A 15,494-nucleotide genomic window follows, 5' to 3' on the forward strand; every position below is an offset into this window, starting at 1 on the left:
TCAGCTTAGTGCAGCGGTTCTTGGGAACTGGAATTCTCCGGCTTGATCCTCAAAGCCCACACCACCCCCGCCACCAGCAGCACGATGCCCGTCAGCGTCATCGCCTCGGGCGGCTGGCCGCGCAGGGCGAAGGCATAGGCCAGCGCGGCCAGGGTCTCGAAGACGATCAGCTGGCCCACCAGGCTGGTGGGCAGGCGCTGGCTGGCTTCGTTCCAGCACAGGGTGCCAGCCCAGGAGGCGAACAGGCCCACCGCCAGCATCAGCCCCAGATACTCCCAAGGCCGCGGCCCCAGCGGCAGCGCAAAGTCGGCGGCCAGCAGCGGCACGCCCAGCGCCTGCAGGCCAAGCAGCGCGGCCAGCGCCAGCAGCGACATCGGCAGCGTCACCAGGCCCTGCGCGGTAGCCCAGGCCCGTGGACTGCGGTCGGCATGCTCACGCAGCCAATCGGCATTGCGGATCGGATACCAGGTCCAGCAGGCCAGCGCCACCACGGCCAGCAGTGCGCCCTCGGCATAACGACGCAGATCATCGGCACCAGCTTTGGCGGCCAGCGCCGCCAGCTCCACCTGGTTGACGCAGGCAATGCCCAGTGCAATCAGCCCCAGCGAAGGCGCCAGCCGCGCCCAGGGCAGGTGACCATCGCGGGCGTGATCACGCAAATTGGAGCTGATCGCAATCACCACCGGCAGCGTGCCTATGATCACCGTGGGCAGCGGCCCGCCGGCGCGTTGGATGGCGGCCGCCAGGCACAGGTAGTAGAGAAAGTTGCCAATCGCGCTCAGCTTGGCCGCCTCCAGCCAGTCAGCCCGCGTCAGCTCGCGCAGGCTGGCGCGATCCACCAGCGCCAGCGGCAGCGAGATCAGGCCAAAAGCCAGGTAGCGCCCCACGGTCAGCAGGGCCGCGGGATAGTCGGGCAGCAGCAGCGGTGCCACAAAGACCAGGCCCCACATCAGGCCGGCCGCCAGGGCGAACAGGGTCCCGGAAAGAATCATGCGCCACTGTCGCCTAGCGAGGCGGGGATCGTCTTGTACCCAATTGCTGTTGATAGCGCCCAGGCGGCAGGCCGTAGCGGCGCAAGAAGGTCCGGCCCAGATGCGCCTGGTCGCTCAGACCCACGGCCACGGCCACCTCGGCCGGCGCCTCGCCCGCGGCGAGCCGGCGCTTGGCCTCGGCCAGGCGCAGCGCCATCAGCTGCTGCTGCGGCGTCGCATGCTGCTGGGCCTTGAAGCTGCGCAGAAAATGAAACGGGCTCAGGCCCGCCACGCCGGCCAGCTGCTCCAGCGTCAGCGTCTCGCCAAGGTGCGCGCGCATGAAGTCCAGCACCGGTGCAAAGCGTGGCTGCGCGGCGCTCTGCGTCGGCACCGGCACGCGCGCGTGGCGGCGCAGCGCGTCCACCAGACCCAGCAGCGCGCTGTCGAAGGCCAGCGCGTCGCTGCCAGAGGTCCACAAGGCGGCAATCAGCCCGGCCACCTCAGCCGAACTGGCCGCATCCCCAGCCACCGCGGCCTCGAACAGCCAAGCCGGCTCGCCACTGAGCGCCTGTAGCAGCGCCGGCTCCAGATAGACCATGCGGTAGCCCCAGGCGCCGTCGCTGAGCCAGCAGTCGGCGCGGCCGGTGTGCAGATCGTCCGGATTCATCAGCATCAGCGTCGCGCGCGGCGCCAGATGATCGCCGCCTCGCCAGCGAAAGCGCCCCACCCCGGCGGTGATCACACCCAGGCCATAGGCCTCGTGGCTGTGCGGCTCGAACTGGTGTCGCAGGATGGACGCGCGGTACAGCTCCACCCCAGCGCGGTGCGCCGGTCGGCGGTATTCGGTGCGGTCCTCGGGATGTTCGAAGTGCTGCGGCATGCTGAGCCGCAGTCTAGGGCAAGGGGCCGCGAAGGCCCGCCCACGCAGGCCAAGCTAAGGAAGCGCCGCCATCTGCAGATGCGGCCGGCCGATGTCGATCAGCGCGGCCTGGGCCAGTTCGCTGCCAGTCTCGCCCGACTCGCGGTAGACCGCCAGCCCGATCTGCAGCGTCAGCTCGGTGCTGGTCGAATCCACGCAGTAGCGCCCGGCGATCACCTTGGACAGGCGCGTGCGCACCACCTCGGCCTCTTTGCGGCCGGCGCCCATCAGCACCACGCCGAAACGCAGGGCGCCGACGCGGCAGACCACATCGGTGGAACGCACCCGGTTGGCCAGGCGCGCGCCGGCAGCTTCCTGCGCGATCTGGCGCACTGCGGGCCGCTGCTCTTCGGGCAGGTCGATCGCGATCATCAGCACCGCCAACCGGCTGCCGCCGCGCCGACACAGGCCCAGCTGGCGATTCAGCAGCGCCGAGAAATGCTCCAGATCCGGCACTTGCACCAGCGGTGTGCGCAGCTCCAGCCGGCTGCGGTCGGCTTTGTTCGGGCTCGCGGCAAGGGCGGTGGATGTCATGGGTCCAGGAAGGAATGATGGTGCGAAAGAGAAATCACGGGCGCAAAGGTGAGGGCAATGACCGCCTGCAGCCGTACTCAGCCTCCCTGGCAGCTGTCAGACGGTCATGCCCTCACCTTCTTAAAACGCAGCCCGTCGCCAGAACCCGACATGCGCCGCTGCGGAAGCCGCTAGAGTCCGTCCCTGCCTGCTTCCCTGCACCCACGCCCGACCCCGCCATGCCCGCCGAAATCACCCAGCTGCTGCGCGCCGCAAGCCAAGGCGATGCCGGTGCCGCCGATCAGGTGGTGGCACTGCTCTATGCCGATCTGCGCCGCATCGCCGGGCGCCGCATGCAGCAGTCCGGCGACATGACCCTGCTGGACGCCACCGCCCTGGTGCATGAGTCCTATCTGAAGCTGCAGCGCGCCGGCGAGCTGGACTTTGCCGACCGCAAGCAGTTCCTGGCCTATGCGGCCAAGGTGATGCACAACATCGTCATCGACCAGATCCGCGCCCGCCAGGCCGACAAGCGCGGCGGCGAGCAGGTGCTGCTGACCCTCAACACCGCCATCGCCGACCTGGCCCCGCAGGGCGACGAAGAGGTGCTGCGCGTGCACGAAGCCCTGGCCGAGCTGGCCGAGGCCGAGCCGCGCCTGGCCCAGGTGGTGGAGATGCGCTATTTCGCCGGCCTCACCGAGGCCGAAATCGCCGAAGCGCTGGACATCACCGAGCGCACCGTGCAACGCGACTGGGCCAAGGCGCGGCTGTTCCTGGCCGTGTCGCTCAAGACCTGACCCCGCCCGGTCGACAATCCCCGCATGGCTGCAATCGACAAGGAACGCTGGCAACGCCTGAGCCCCCTGCTGGACGAGCTGCTGGACCTGGCCGCGCCCGAGCGCGCCGCCCGGCTGGCCGAGTTGCGCACGCAAGACCCGACCCTGGCGGCCGAGCTGCTGCCGCTGCTGGAACAGCAGCAGGCGCTGGAAGGCTCCAGCTTCCTGGCCGCGCCGCCGCAGCTGCTGGACGAAGTGCTGACCCGCCTGGAACCCGGCCAGCAGATCGGCGCCTACACACTGGAGCGCGAACTGGGCCGCGGCGGCATGGGCACGGTCTGGCTGGCGCGCCGCACCGATGGCCGCTTCGAGGGCCAGGTGGCCATCAAGCTGCTCAGCAACGGCCTGTTCGGCGGCAGCCCCGGCGAAGCCGCCCGCTTCGCGCGCGAAGGCCAGATCCTCGCGCGCCTGTCGCATCCGCATATCGCACGCCTGCTCGACGCCGGCCTCACCGACCCCACCCGCCAGCCCTATCTGGTGCTGGAGTACGTGGACGGTGCGCCCATCACCCGCTATTGCGAGCAGCAGCAGCTGGGCCTGCAAGCCCGCGTCACGCTGTTCCTGGACGTGCTGGCCGCCGTGGCCCATGCGCACAACCGCCTGATCCTGCACCGCGACCTCAAGCCCTCCAACATCATGGTGGACCAGGGCGGCGCGGTGAAGCTGCTGGACTTCGGCATCGCCAAGCTGCTGGGCGACGCCACCCAGGCCGAGCAAGGCGCCGCCGCCACCGAGCTGACGCGCCAGGCCGGCCGCGCCTTCACGCCGCAATACGCCGCGCCCGAGCAGGTGCAGGGCGGCGACGTGACCACCGCCACCGATGTCTATGCGCTGGGCGTGCTGCTCTATGTGCTGCTCAGCGGCGCCCACCCCACGCCAGGCCGCACCAAGAGCGGCGAGCAGGCCTCGGCACTGGAGCAGATGCGCGAGCTGGTCGAAGTGGCGCCACGCCGCGTCTCCGAGCAGGCCGCGCGCAGCGAGCAAGCCGCCGTCAGCGCCAGCGCCCGCCTGCTGCGCGGCGACCTGGACACCATCGTCGCCAAGGCGCTGAAGAAAACGCCCGCCGAGCGTTATGCCAATGCCGAGGCCCTGGCCCAGGACCTGCGCCGCTGGCTGGCGCACGAGCCCATCAGCGCGCGCCCCGACAGCCGCCTCTATGTGCTGGGCCGCTTTCTGCGCCGCCACCGCCTGGCCGTGGGCGCCGGCAGCGCCGCCATGCTGGCCATTGCTGCCGGTGCCGGCATCGCGGTGTGGCAGGCCAAGGAAGCGCAAGAGCAGCGCGTGCAGGCCGAAGGCCTGATCGAGTTCATGCTGGGCGATCTGCGCAAGAAGCTCGACCCCGTGGGCCGGCTCGATGTGCTGGACGCGGTGGGCGAGAAGGCCCTGACCTACTACTCAAGGCAAGACCTGGGCCGCAGCGACGCCGACGCCCTGGGCCGCCGCGCCCGCGCCCTGCACCTGATGGGCGAAATCGCCGAGAAGCGCGGCAAGATGAGCGAAGCCGAGCAGCGCTTCCAGGAGGCCGCCGAAACCACCGCCGAACTGCTGGCCCGCGACCCGAAGAACACGCAGCGCCTGTTTGACCATGCGCAGAGCAGCTACTGGGTGGGTTACGCGGCCTGGCGCCAGGGCAAGCGCGAGGTGGCACAGCCGCGCTTCGAGGACTATCTGCGCCTGGCGCAGGCGCTGGTGCAGCTGGAGCCGGGGAAGGCGGAGTGGCAGATGGAAGTTGCACACGCGGAGGTCAATCTTGGCGTGCTGCTACTCCGCAGCGGGAACCCAACGCTCTCCATCTTGGCTTTTGACAATGCGCGAGTCATCTGGACCAAGCTCGCGGAAGGCCGCATCGAGGCACGGAACCAGCTCGGTCAAACCCTGGGCTGGCTGGCCGAAGCGCAGGAGGCCCTGGGGCAGTTCGACGCCAGTATCGCCAGCCTGCAGGCAAAGATGGATCTGCTCGCACCGGACAGCCAGCAAGATCGACGCGTTCAGCGACTCGCCGCTGCCACTCAGCTGGCCCTCGGGCGCCTGCTGCTGAACGCAGGTCGCACTGACGCGGCACAGGCGGCAACGGCCAAAGCCGAAGCCGGCTTCACTAGCCTGCTCGCGTTGGATCCGGACAACCTGGAACTGATGGAGCGGCTAGCCTTTGTCCGCGCGCAAAGCGCAGAAGCCGCGCTGAGCCTGCAGCAGGATCAGCAGGCGCAGGCCACCCTAAGAGCGCTGGCTCCGCTGTTGGCACGCCTGCTTGAAGCCGACGCGAGTAAGCCGGTATGGCGGCTTCAACTGCAAGGGCGGTACCTGGCCGCCCGCTGCCAACTTGCGGCACAGCAAACCTCTCCGGATGCAACGGCAACGCGCCAAGCCTTGGGCGCCTTCTTGAGTAACGCCACGGCCGGCAGCACCGCCGACAACAGCCCCGAGGCCAACACCCGCTGGGCCCTCGCCCTGGCCAGTCTGCGTCTGGGCGATGCTTGGGTTGCAAGGCAGCCCGCGCTGGCCCGAAAGCACTACGAGGCCGTGCTGCTGCAGCTGGCACCGTTGGGCGAGCAGACTGGCGACCTGCGCGTGAAATCCTTGCGCGCCCACGCACTGCTGCGCCTTGGCCGCACTCAAGAAGCCCGTGCGCTGGCCGAAAGCCTGGAGGCATCGGCCTACCGTCATCCCGAATGGCAGGCCGAGCTGGCGCGGCGTCTCGGCGCGGCGCCAGACCAATCCACCCGCCCAACCATCAATTCGCCTTGAGGGAGTACCGCACCATGCCAAGCAACCAGCCCACCCCGATCCAGAACAATGTCTTCGCCGTTTCCGTGTCCGTCTATGCGCCTGAAGGTGGTGACGCGATGCTGGTGTTCAATCCCGACCCAGTGCAGCTCACCCCGGTAGCTAACGCGCTGATCGTCTATTACCTGGTGAGCCCCGGCTATTACTTCCCCACCGACGGCTCGGCCCTGGTGATCAACTGCGACGACCCTGCCGCCGAGTTCCCGATCGCCTGGTACATCAATGCCGCCACCCTCGCGCTGGGCGACTACAACAACAATGCGCAGAGCTACAAGTACACGATGAGCGTTATCAATGCACAGACCGGCGCCGTCATCACCACCGACCCGAGCATCGAGAACGATACCCAACGCTGAGGCTGCGACAGGACGGCGCTGCAGCGCTTCTGCATCGTCTCCTCCACGCACGCTGAACCAGGTTGGGCTTCCGGCCCCGCTTGGCTTTTCATCGCTCTGTTGTGCCAACCAAGGCCGGCAACAATGCTGGCCTTGTCGTTTCAGCTTGGCTTAGCCACCGCCCGGCGCCACCCCATGTCCTTCTCCTCCCTCGGCCTGATGCCGGCCCTGGTGCGCGCCGTCGCCTCGGTAGCGCCACACTGCGCATTTGTTCACACCCCTGCTGGGGTTAGCCCGCGGCGCGTGACACAGTCTGAGGGTTAGGATCGGGCGGCCTGACCTGGCTTGGCTTCGGCACGTCAGGCGCGATGCCCCTGCATCGCCAACCCAACCTTTGACTTGGAGGACAAAGACCATGACCGAACAAAAGCATTTCACCCAGCAAGGCCTGACCCCCAGCGCCGAAGCAGCTGCCAGCGCCGAGATCCGCACCCTCAGCCTCGACGAGGTGCTTGCGGTGGCGGGTGGACCGGTCATCGACAACGATCCAGAAAAGTAAGCCGGGCGCCAAGCCCTCCACACAAGGCCGGCGACAATGCCGGCCTTGTCGTTTCTGCTTGGCTTAGTCACTGCCCGGCGCCCACTCCATGTCTTTCACCTCCCTCGGCCTGACGCCGCCCCTGCTGCGCGCCATCGCCGAGCAGGGCTTTGAGCTGCCCTCGCCCATCCAGGCCCAGAGCATTCCCGCCGCCTTGCGCGGCGAGGATGTGCTGGCCTGCGCGCAGACCGGCTCGGGCAAGACGGCGGCCTATGCGCTGCCCATCATGCAGGCGCTGCTGAGCCAGCCCGCCCAGAAGCCGCCGCGGCGCACCCAAGCCCTGGTGCTGGTGCCCACGCGCGAGCTGGCCATTCAGGTGGGCGAGTTCCTGCGCACGCTGGCCGATTGCGTGGCCCTGCCGCCCCGGGTGGCGCTGCTGTTCGGCGGCGTGTCCATCAATCCGCAGCTGATGGGCTTGCGCGGCGGCGCCGAGATCGTGGTGGCCACGCCGGGCCGGCTGCTGGATGTGGTGGAGCACAACGCGCTGTCGCTGGGCAACGTCCAGACCCTGGTGCTGGACGAGGCCGACCGCCTGCTGGACCTGGGCTTTGCTGAAGAGCTGGCGCGCGTGCTGGCCTTGCTGCCCGCGCAGCGCCAGCAGCTGCTGTTCTCGGCCACTTTTGCACCGGCCGTGCAGGAGCTGGCGCAGCGCCTGCTGAAGCCTGATGCGCTGCGCATCGCCTTGGACGAGCAGACCGAGGCGGCGCCCGACATCGTGCAACGCGCCATCGCGGTGGATGCGCCACAGCGCACCCAGTTGCTGCGCCACTTGATCGTTAGCGAAGCCTGGCCGCAGGTGCTGGTGTTCGTGGCCACGCAATACGCCACCGAGTTGGTGGCACACAAGCTGGCACGCGTGGGCTTGCGCGCTGCGGCCCTGCATGGCGAGCTGAGCCAGGGCGCGCGCAGCGAGGCGCTGGAAGCCTTCAAGGCGGGCGAGTTGCAGGTGCTGGTGGCCACCGACCTGGCCGCGCGCGGCCTGCACATCGCGCGGCTGCCGGTGGTCGTCAACTACGACCTGCCGCGCGCCGCGGCCGACTACACCCACCGCATCGGCCGCACCGGCCGCGCCGGCGAATCAGGCCTGGCGCTGAGCTTCGTCAGCGCTGCCACCGAGGCGCACTGGCGCCTGATCGAAAAGCGCTGCGGCCTGCCACGCACCCCGCGCGAGCAGATCGCCGGCTTCGAGCCCACCGAGGTGGCCACGCCCGAGCAAGCGGTGGGCGGCGTGAAGAGCACCACGCGCAAGAGCAAGAAGGACAAGCTGCGCGAGGCGCAGGCGGCGGCAGCAGCAGCGGCTGACGCAAAACCCAAGCGCTGAGCGGCGCGCTCTCGCCAGCAGGCGCGGCGTTGTCAGTCCTTGGCGTTGCCCCAAGGCAGCGAGGCGGCCTTGCGGCCCGCGGTCTTGCGGGTGCGCTGCACCGATTCAAAGGCATCGCGGGCGCCGGTGCCGATGCTGACGAACAGGCTGACCATATCGCTGACGCTGTAGGCCTCGGCATCGGGGCGGAACTGCTTGACGGCCTGCCCCAGCATCTCGCGCGAGACGCCGGGATGGGTAGCCACGATCACGAACATGGCGCTGAACAGGTCGGGGTAGATCTCGCACAGCGTGCGGATGCGCTGCAGCGCCTGGGCCGGCGCTGGACGCGCACCGGGGGCCAGCCACGCGACATCGTCGCCGGGGGCCGCCGCCGCTTCATCATCAGGTGCGGCGGCATCGGAAGGGTTGGCATCGGACATCAGCAGCACCCCCACGGCAACAAGGTTGGTCTGACTATATCGGCGGCAACCGCCCGAAGGTGAGCCGTAAGTCGTGAGGGCGGCGCTCTCGTTCTGTCACCACCGATGACGGCCCAGCCCTTTGCTGCTGCAGCTGATCGGAAGCGGCTGGGGCGGCCCGGCCATGCTGGCTAGAGTGCGACGCATCTTCTTTGGACCACCGCCTCAAAGGACAGCCCATGACTGCACGCCTGCTTCAGCACCCGCCCGCCACCTCCGTGCCTGGCGCCCGCACTCGGAGCCAATGGCTGGTGGCCGCCGCACTCTGTGCCGGCGCGGCTTTGGCCCAAGCGGCCGAGCCGGCCGCCCCGGCGCCCAGCTTCAAGGCCGGCATCGAGGCGCTCGGCCAGGTCAGCGCGGCCGACCTGGGGCTGCCAATCTTCCCCGGCGCCCGTGTGCAGCGCGACAAGCCCGACAGCTCGGGCCAGGTGGCCCTGGGGCTGTGGGGCGGCTCCATGGGCTTCAAGCTGCATGCCGCCAAATACAGCAGCCGCGCACCGATCGAGCAGCTGGCAGCCTTCTACCGCGAAGCCCTGGCCACGCACGGCACGGTGATCGACTGCAGCAGCGGCAAGCCGGTCGCGCTGCCCTCCTCTGCCGCATCGGCACCCAGCGACAGCAGCGCGCTGAGCTGCGACAACAAGAAGCCCTCGGTGCCGGGCGAAGTGATCTACAAGGTGGGCAGCGCCAAGAACTTCCGCCTGGTGGCGCTGCAGCCTCAGCAGGGCAGCAACAGCAGCAGCGGCGGGGTGAACTTCCAGCTGGTGCGGATGCAGAGCCAGGGGCTTTGAAGCGGCTGCAGCTTCAGCGCTTGCGCGGCGCCAGCACCTGGGTGTCGGCAAAGCCGTCGGCCGGCAGCCCGGGCTTGGGCTCGGCGCCCAGCACCGGCAGCATCACCTCGGGTGGCGCCTGCACCTCGACGCGCGGGCCCTGCGGCCGGCTGGCATGGCGCAGATCGCCCAGTTCCTTTTGCAAGGCCTCGATCTGCTTGCGCGCCTGCGAGGCCTGCTGGGCCGCGAATTCGCGCGCCTTGTCGACCTTGTCCTGCTTTGCTGCCGCAGCGCGCAGCTGGCGGCCGAACCACCACTGCGCCGCACCCCAGGCCGCGCCTGCCCCGATCACGAAGGCTGCGCTGGCCACCACCGATTGCTGTGCATCCAAGATCATGACTTGCCGACTCCCGCTGTCATTGGCCTGTGATGCCGACTGTAGCGAGCCACGGCCAAGGGCCCCTACTTCGAACAGGGGACAAGCGCGCCTGCGGTCGTGCAGCTGTTAACGCAACAGGCGCACCGCGGCGATAGCCAGCCAGCCCAGCACGAAGTTCAAGACCATCAGCTTGTGGATCTGGGCCGCCGCCTGTGCGGCCAGCGGCCACTGCGCGGCTGCCACGGCGCGCTTGAAGCGTCGGAAGCCGGCAAAGAAGATGTGGCCGAAGACCAGCATCATCGCCACGCCCAACAGGGCCATCACCTGCCAGCCCAGCGGCACGCTGCCGGCACCGCTGGCCTCACGGGTGGCGCGGAACACTTCGGCATACATCTTCGAGCCACTGAACAGCAGCAGCGCGACGGACACCCACACCGCGATGAAGAAGCGCTGCCAGATGCGCAGCATCAGCTGCGCCCGCGACGGGCCTTCCAGCAAGGCCTGCACCGCCGGGCGCAAGGCCAGCAGCATGAAGGTCATGCCGCCCAGCCAGACGATGGCGGCGACGAGATGGAGCAGTTTCAGCAGTTCGTACATGGCGGTCAGCGGCTGGCTTGTTGGCGAGGGCCCCGATTGTGGCGGCCTGGCAAAGACCTTGCGCGCCGCGGCTCTGCAGGGCGGCGATGCGTTTTGGGCCGGCCGCTGTTGCAGGCAGCGCAACACGATCTTGCCCAAATGGCGGCTTCCGCGCGCAGCGTCTGCTGTTGATACTGGCCCTGCAGCCAAACGAAAGGCCCCTCATGAAAGCCGCAGCCTTGAACGCACCCAGTTCGCTGGCCCTGTCCAGCACCCTGGCGTGGCCCGCGCTGTTCATCCTGCTGTGGAGCAGCGGCTATGTCGCCGGCAAGATCGGACTGCCCTACGCCGGCCCCTTGACCCTGATCTTCATGCGCTTCGGCGTGGCCGCGCTGGTGCTGCTGGCGATCGCCCTGCTGACCCGGGCGCCCTGGCCGAGCAGCTGGAAGGCGGTACAGCATCTGATGGTGGTCGGCCTCTTCATCCAGGCCTTGCAGTTCTCGGGCCTCTACTTCGGTCTCAGCCACGGGGTCTCGGCCGGCATTTCGGCGCTGATCGTGGGCTTGATGCCCGTCCTCACAGCGGCCGGGGCGGCGGCGTTCCTGAATGAGCGCATCGGCACACGCCAGGTGCTCGGTCTGGCCCTCGGGGTGATCGGCGTCGCCATTGCGGTATCGCACAAGCTGTCTCTCGCCGGGGGGCAATGGCTGGGCTATCTGGCTTTAGGCCTGGCGCTGATCGGCATCACGGTGGGCACGCTGTACCAGAAGAAATTCTGCGTCGGCATGGACTTGCGTACCGGCGGCTTTATCCAGCTGAGCACCGCCGCGGTGATCGTGGGGCCGCTCGCCTGGTTCAGCGAGCAGCTGCAGGTGACCTGGACCTGGGAACTGGTGGGCGCTTCGCTGTGGCTGAGCCTGGTCAATTCCATCGGCGCCGTCAGCGTGCTGTTCATCATGATGCGACGCGGTCAGGCCACCAAAGTGGCCAGCCTGTTCTACCTGGTCCCGGGGGTCACGGCCTTGATGGGCCTTCTGGTCTTGCACGAGACGCTCACCGCCAGCCAGGCGCTGGGCTTCCTCACCTCGGCCAGTGGCGTCTACCTGAGCACCCGCAGCAAGTAAGCCCTGCCCTCAAGCGCCCCCTCACCTCCCCGCTCAGAGCTTCTCGCTCTGGCCGCTGCGCGGCTGCCACTTCAGCAGGCGGCGCTCGATGCGGCCGATGGCGGCATCCAGCGCCAGTGCGAAGGCGGTCAGCACCAGGATGCCCGCCATCACGGTGTTGATGTCGAACACGCCTTTCGGCCTGGTGGATCAGATAGCCGACGCCCATGGCCGAGCCCAGGTATTCGCCCACCACCGCGCCGACGAAGGCCAGGCCCACCGAGGTGCGCAGCGAACTGAACACCCAGGCGGTGGCGCTGGGCAGGTAGACATGGCACAGCAGCTGGCGCTGGTTGGCGCCCAGCATGCTCGCATTGGTCAGCACCACCGGGCTCACTTCCTTGACGCCCTGGTAGACGTTGAAGAAGACGATGAAGAACACCAGCGTCACGCCCAAGGCCACCTTGCTGGCGATACCCAGGCCGAACCAGACCGCGAAGATCGGCGCCAGGATGATGCGGGGCATCGAGTTGGCCGCCTTGATATGGGGCTCCAGCAGGGCCGAGGCCATCGGCGACAGCGCCAGCCACAGCCCGCCGGCCAGGCCAAAGGCTGCGCCGATGACAAAGGCCAGCACCGTCTCGATGAGCGTCACGCTGAGGTGGCGGTAGATGTCGGCGTCGGTCACGAACCAGGCCCAGATGCGGCCAAACACCTTCAGCGGTTCGCCGAAGAAGAAGGCGGCCGGCAAGGCGGTCTGCCAGAAGCGCAGATGTTTCATGATCCGGCCCTCCCGCTCTTGGGCTGCAGCTGCTGCTGATAGCCCTTCAGCACCTCGTCGCGCATCACATCCCAGATGGCTTTGTGCAGCTCGATGACGCGCGGCGTCACAAGCACTTCGGCCACGTCGCGGGGCCGGTCGAGGTCCACCTTGAAATCGCCGATCGGGCGCGAACCGGTGCCGGCGCTCATCACCACCACGCTGTCGCTCATGGCGATGGCTTCGTCCAGGTCATGGGTGATGAGGAGCACGGCCTTCTTCTCGGCCCACAGCTGCAGCAGCTCGCTTTCCATCAGCTGGCGGGTCTGGATGTCGAGCGCCGAGAATGGCTCGTCCATCAGGATGAGGTCGGGTAACAGCGCCAACACCTGGGCCAAGGCGGTGCGCTTGCGCATGCCGCCGCTCATCTGGTGCGGATAGCGGTCGCCGAAGCCACCCAAGCCAACTCGGCGCAGCCAGTCGTTGGCATGCGCGTCAGCCTCGGCCTGCACCGTGCCGCGGAACTCCAGCCCGGCGAGCGACACTCACCGCCACACACCAGGAGGAAGGCCGCCATGCTGATCGTGAGCAATCGTGAACTCAATGCCGAGCGCAGCGGCTTCGGTGCAGCGTTTGAGCCCGGTTCAACGCAACTGTCCGTTGCCGAAGCCAGCCTCTCCAAAGACAAGCAGTGGACGCTGAAGGCCGTGCAGGCCAACGTCGGGGATGCGCAGTTGGTGACGGCCTTGCGCTCGCGCTTACAGAAACAGCGGCCGGTCTTGGTTTACCTGCACGGCAACAACAAAACGCCGGAGCGCTGCTTCGAGCGTTGCGCCCGCCTCGAAGAGCTTTACGACTATGAGGTGATCGGCTATTCCTGGCCCTCCGAGGGATTGATGGCGGACGGCAATACGCAGCCGCGCCTCCCCCAGGGCACGGGAAATTCAGATGCCGGCGATCTCGACGATGTGACACGCGAGAACCGGCAAGACAACCCCATCAAGCGAAAGATCGCCCGCTATCGCCAGGCCAAGCGCAATGCCGAGGACGGCACCGATGCACTGGCCCGCTTCCTTCGCCTGCTCGGCGACGCGCGCCAGGACGCCAGCGCCCAGGCCTTCAGCCTGGCGGTTCACAGCCTTGGCGCCCATTACCTGCGCCACACACTCCAGTTGCCAGGCGCCAGCCCATCCCTCAGCGCGGCCCACAACATCGCACTGCTGGCCCCCTGCGAGAGCGCCGCAGGCCATGCTGACTGGCTGGCCAAGCTCACGCCCAAGGGGCAGGTCTTCGTGACCTACAACAAAGGCGACTCCGTGCTCCTGGGAGCCTATATCGCGGACGGCGAACAGCTCAAGCTGGGCACGGACCCGGGGCCAGACAGGCTGCAGGGCAGCAAGCGAGTCCGCTACATCAGCTTCAGCCGAGCCAACGTTGGCCCGGGAGGTCATGGCTACTTCGTGATGGACAACATGCCGACGAACACCCAGCGCCTGTTTCAGCGCATCTTCGGCTCCTTGCAAGACGTCCAGGCAGGTGAGTCCGAAAAGAAGGTGTACCCGCTCGGATGCGACACCGACGGACTCACCTGCTACATGGCCAGACCCGAAGAAGACCCCGGCGATGGCGGCTGATCAGCCGCAGCTTCGGCCTACTGCAGGGCACGTCCCCAGCGCTCCCAGCGCGGTGTCCACCACGCCGCCGTGATGTCCGCCGACACCAGCACATGGTGCGCGCGGCCCACCAGCAGATGGCGCGGCACCGGGCCGAACACGCGCGAATCGCCGCTGTTGTCGCGGTTGTCTCCCAGCATGAAGTAATGGCCCTCGGGCACGCACAGCGGGCCGAAACCTGCGGGGCGCCGATTAACAGCGTTCGCATGCTGGGCGGATCGCAAGCCCTCCAGCAGCTGCACACGCCGGCTGTGACCGGCGAGCTGTTCAAGCGGCCGGCTGGCGCCGACTGCGAGGGCTGGACCTATGGGCTCAAGAACGCCCTGCGCGTCACTGTACAAGGCCGCTTCGCCATTGATGCGCAAACGGCGCTGCCCTTCGTCCAGCTCGACCACATCGCCCGGCAGGGCCACCAGACGCTTGATCAGGCGGGTGCCATCGACGGGCGAGAAGAACACCACCACATCGCCGCGCTGCGGCTCGCCGGTGCGCAGCAGCGACCGTGTGCTGAGCGGCGGCTTGAGGTCGTAGGCCGTGCGGTTGACCAGCACCACATCGCCTTCCAGGATGGTGGGGCGCATCGAACCAGTGGGCACCGGGTTCCAGTCGGCCACCGCCGTGCGCAGCAGGCCGAAGCAGAGCAGAAAGACGATGAAGCCGCGGTTCTCGCGGAGCCAGTGGCGCAGATTGCTAAGGGCTTGGCGTGGCATGGTGCAGCTGGATGGCAAGAGTTGGCGTGACCGAAATGTCGGCAAACTCCGCCCGCCACGCCGCGGCCGCGCGGCGAATGGCCGGTTTGGCAGCGTGGGTGGAGCGGGCTGCGGAATAATCAGCTAACGCTGCGCTGCTGAACTGGCGCCGCCCGACCATGAAACCCATTGCCTCGCTTCGCCCCCTTTTGCTGCTGCTGTGCCTGAGCCTGGCGGGCTGCGCCACCCTACCCGGCGGCGCGCGGCTGCAGCCCGGCCAGAGCATGCGCGCCGAGGTGCTGAGCCACTACGGCACACCGCACCGGGTCTGGCCCGAGGCGGATGGCGGGCAGACGCTGGAATACCCCGCTCAGCCCTTCGGCCAGAGCTGTTGGATGGTCCGTCTGGATGCCGCCGGCCGGCTGCTGTCGGTGCATGACCCGCTGCGCGACGAGGCGACCCGCTTTGCCGCCGTCGAGCCCGGCATGACATCCGAGCAGGTCAGCCGCCGCCTCGGCCAGGAGCGCAGCCGCGTGTTCTTCCGCTTCAGCGGCGAAGAGGTCTGGGACTGGAATGTGCCGCCCGACCAGAGCGGCTATCTGCTGCGCTTCAATGTGCACTTCAAGGACGGCCGTGTGCTGCGCACCACGCAGAGCATGGAATTTCCCACCCGCGACCGCGACCCGCGCGACTAGTCGCAGCCAAAAAAAGGTTCTTCGAAGAATTCCGGGGAAGGCTGGGGCCGATCCTTATGCTGATGCCGACAACGGCAAAGGCAGGAGGACGGGATGCTGGATCACAAGACA

Annotated in this window: 16 protein-coding genes and 2 pseudogenes; 9 read left to right on the forward strand and 9 right to left on the reverse strand. The window is 68.1% G+C overall.

Features of this window, described 5'->3' with window-relative positions; genetic code table 11:
* Nucleotides 1–5: 5 nt before the first annotated feature.
* The 3 genes from ACIQ67_RS03810 to ACIQ67_RS03820 are packed head-to-tail and all read right to left on the reverse strand — an operon-like array spanning nt 6 to nt 2,424.
* A complete protein-coding gene (locus ACIQ67_RS03810; protein ID WP_397533042.1) occupies nt 6–989 on the reverse strand; it encodes a DMT family transporter in 984 nt (327 codons plus the stop codon).
* A 16-nt stretch (nt 990–1,005) separates the two neighbouring features.
* Nucleotides 1,006–1,851, reverse strand: coding sequence for an AraC family ligand binding domain-containing protein (locus ACIQ67_RS03815; protein WP_397533026.1), 846 nt, complete (start codon nt 1,849–1,851; stop codon nt 1,006–1,008).
* Between the two features lie 54 nt (nt 1,852–1,905).
* A complete protein-coding gene (locus tag ACIQ67_RS03820) occupies nt 1,906–2,424 on the reverse strand; it encodes a diguanylate cyclase (protein ID WP_397533027.1) in 519 nt (172 codons plus the stop codon).
* Nucleotides 2,425–2,642: 218 nt separating this feature from the next.
* Here ACIQ67_RS03820 and ACIQ67_RS03825 point away from each other — a divergent pair, with 218 nt between their 5' ends.
* The 5 genes from ACIQ67_RS03825 to ACIQ67_RS03845 all read left to right on the forward strand — a co-directional run bounded on the left by ACIQ67_RS03825 (nt 2,643) and on the right by ACIQ67_RS03845 (nt 8,277).
* Nucleotides 2,643–3,200, forward strand: a complete 558-nt coding sequence (locus ACIQ67_RS03825) for an ECF-type sigma factor (RefSeq protein ID WP_397533028.1) — start codon at nt 2,643–2,645, stop codon at nt 3,198–3,200.
* 24 nt (nt 3,201–3,224) lie between these two features.
* A complete protein-coding gene (locus tag ACIQ67_RS03830; protein WP_397533029.1) occupies nt 3,225–5,984 on the forward strand; it encodes a serine/threonine-protein kinase in 2,760 nt (919 codons plus the stop codon).
* Nucleotides 5,985–5,998: 14 nt separating this feature from the next.
* On the forward strand, nt 5,999–6,379 hold the full coding sequence (locus ACIQ67_RS03835; protein WP_397533030.1) for a hypothetical protein: 381 nt from the start codon (nt 5,999–6,001) through the stop codon (nt 6,377–6,379).
* A gap of 394 nt (nt 6,380–6,773) precedes the next feature.
* Nucleotides 6,774–6,917, forward strand: a complete 144-nt coding sequence (locus tag ACIQ67_RS03840) for a hypothetical protein (protein WP_397533031.1) — start codon at nt 6,774–6,776, stop codon at nt 6,915–6,917.
* An 88-nt stretch (nt 6,918–7,005) separates the two neighbouring features.
* Complete coding sequence (locus ACIQ67_RS03845) at nt 7,006–8,277, forward strand: DEAD/DEAH box helicase (protein WP_397533032.1); 1,272 nt, start codon at nt 7,006–7,008, stop codon at nt 8,275–8,277.
* 32 nt (nt 8,278–8,309) lie between these two features.
* Here the strand turns inward: ACIQ67_RS03845 and ACIQ67_RS03850 are convergent, their stop codons facing one another.
* Nucleotides 8,310–8,699, reverse strand: coding sequence for a hypothetical protein (locus ACIQ67_RS03850; protein ID WP_397533033.1), 390 nt, complete (start codon nt 8,697–8,699; stop codon nt 8,310–8,312).
* Between the two features lie 218 nt (nt 8,700–8,917).
* Between ACIQ67_RS03850 and ACIQ67_RS03855 the strand changes: the two genes are divergently transcribed.
* A complete protein-coding gene (locus ACIQ67_RS03855) occupies nt 8,918–9,529 on the forward strand; it encodes a hypothetical protein (protein ID WP_397533034.1) in 612 nt (203 codons plus the stop codon).
* 13 nt (nt 9,530–9,542) lie between these two features.
* Here ACIQ67_RS03855 and ACIQ67_RS03860 read toward each other — a convergent pair whose 3' ends face one another.
* Both ACIQ67_RS03860 and ACIQ67_RS03865 read right to left on the reverse strand, forming a co-directional pair.
* Nucleotides 9,543–9,905, reverse strand: a complete 363-nt coding sequence (locus ACIQ67_RS03860; protein WP_397533035.1) for a hypothetical protein — start codon at nt 9,903–9,905, stop codon at nt 9,543–9,545.
* Nucleotides 9,906–10,013: 108 nt separating this feature from the next.
* Complete coding sequence (locus ACIQ67_RS03865; protein ID WP_397533036.1) at nt 10,014–10,484, reverse strand: hypothetical protein; 471 nt, start codon at nt 10,482–10,484, stop codon at nt 10,014–10,016.
* A gap of 203 nt (nt 10,485–10,687) precedes the next feature.
* Here ACIQ67_RS03865 and ACIQ67_RS03870 point away from each other — a divergent pair, with 203 nt between their 5' ends.
* Nucleotides 10,688–11,587: a DMT family transporter gene (locus tag ACIQ67_RS03870; RefSeq protein WP_397533037.1), complete on the forward strand. Its 900-nt coding sequence runs from the start codon at nt 10,688–10,690 to the stop codon at nt 11,585–11,587.
* Nucleotides 11,588–11,620: 33 nt separating this feature from the next.
* Here ACIQ67_RS03870 and ACIQ67_RS03875 read toward each other — a convergent pair.
* Both ACIQ67_RS03875 and ACIQ67_RS03880 read right to left on the reverse strand, forming a co-directional pair.
* Nucleotides 11,621–12,347: pseudogene (locus ACIQ67_RS03875) on the reverse strand (ABC transporter permease).
* Nucleotides 12,344–12,865, reverse strand: a pseudogene (locus ACIQ67_RS03880) (ABC transporter ATP-binding protein); the annotation flags it as partial. The pseudogenes ACIQ67_RS03875 and ACIQ67_RS03880, both read right to left, overlap by 4 nt.
* Before the next feature lie 36 nt (nt 12,866–12,901).
* Here ACIQ67_RS03880 and ACIQ67_RS03885 point away from each other — a divergent pair.
* Complete coding sequence (locus tag ACIQ67_RS03885; protein ID WP_397533038.1) at nt 12,902–13,960, forward strand: alpha/beta hydrolase; 1,059 nt, start codon at nt 12,902–12,904, stop codon at nt 13,958–13,960.
* Between the two features lie 17 nt (nt 13,961–13,977).
* On the opposite strand, the gene lepB is transcribed toward ACIQ67_RS03885, so the two are convergent.
* Nucleotides 13,978–14,709, reverse strand: a complete 732-nt coding sequence (lepB, locus tag ACIQ67_RS03890; RefSeq protein WP_397533039.1) for a signal peptidase I — start codon at nt 14,707–14,709, stop codon at nt 13,978–13,980.
* A gap of 158 nt (nt 14,710–14,867) precedes the next feature.
* On the opposite strand from lepB, the gene ACIQ67_RS03895 reads away from it, so the two are divergent.
* Nucleotides 14,868–15,383 carry a hypothetical protein gene (locus ACIQ67_RS03895; RefSeq protein ID WP_397533040.1) on the forward strand — a complete coding sequence of 172 codons (516 nt, stop codon included), beginning with the start codon at nt 14,868–14,870 and terminating at the stop codon, nt 15,381–15,383.
* The last annotated feature ends 111 nt before the right edge of the window (nt 15,384–15,494 follow it).

Origin of the sequence: Roseateles sp., from assembly GCF_044373315.1 — a bacterium.
Lineage (GTDB): Bacteria > Pseudomonadota > Gammaproteobacteria > Burkholderiales > Burkholderiaceae_C > JACDQM01.

Coding starts and splice junctions, on each gene's coding strand:
- ACIQ67_RS03815 (WP_397533026.1), bottom strand. CDS start 1,851: ATGCCGCAGCACTTCGAACATCCCGAGGACCGCACCGAATACCGCCGA.
- ACIQ67_RS03820 (WP_397533027.1), bottom strand. CDS start 2,424: ATGACATCCACCGCCCTTGCCGCGAGCCCGAACAAAGCCGACCGCAGC.
- ACIQ67_RS03825 (WP_397533028.1), top strand. CDS start 2,643: ATGCCCGCCGAAATCACCCAGCTGCTGCGCGCCGCAAGCCAAGGCGAT.
- ACIQ67_RS03830 (WP_397533029.1), top strand. CDS start 3,225: ATGGCTGCAATCGACAAGGAACGCTGGCAACGCCTGAGCCCCCTGCTG.
- ACIQ67_RS03835 (WP_397533030.1), top strand. CDS start 5,999: ATGCCAAGCAACCAGCCCACCCCGATCCAGAACAATGTCTTCGCCGTT.
- ACIQ67_RS03840 (WP_397533031.1), top strand. CDS start 6,774: ATGACCGAACAAAAGCATTTCACCCAGCAAGGCCTGACCCCCAGCGCC.
- ACIQ67_RS03845 (WP_397533032.1), top strand. CDS start 7,006: ATGTCTTTCACCTCCCTCGGCCTGACGCCGCCCCTGCTGCGCGCCATC.
- ACIQ67_RS03850 (WP_397533033.1), bottom strand. CDS start 8,699: ATGTCCGATGCCAACCCTTCCGATGCCGCCGCACCTGATGATGAAGCG.
- ACIQ67_RS03855 (WP_397533034.1), top strand. CDS start 8,918: ATGACTGCACGCCTGCTTCAGCACCCGCCCGCCACCTCCGTGCCTGGC.
- ACIQ67_RS03860 (WP_397533035.1), bottom strand. CDS start 9,905: ATGATCTTGGATGCACAGCAATCGGTGGTGGCCAGCGCAGCCTTCGTG.
- ACIQ67_RS03865 (WP_397533036.1), bottom strand. CDS start 10,484: ATGTACGAACTGCTGAAACTGCTCCATCTCGTCGCCGCCATCGTCTGG.
- ACIQ67_RS03870 (WP_397533037.1), top strand. CDS start 10,688: ATGAAAGCCGCAGCCTTGAACGCACCCAGTTCGCTGGCCCTGTCCAGC.
- ACIQ67_RS03885 (WP_397533038.1), top strand. CDS start 12,902: ATGCTGATCGTGAGCAATCGTGAACTCAATGCCGAGCGCAGCGGCTTC.
- lepB (WP_397533039.1), bottom strand. CDS start 14,709: ATGCCACGCCAAGCCCTTAGCAATCTGCGCCACTGGCTCCGCGAGAAC.
- ACIQ67_RS03895 (WP_397533040.1), top strand. CDS start 14,868: ATGAAACCCATTGCCTCGCTTCGCCCCCTTTTGCTGCTGCTGTGCCTG.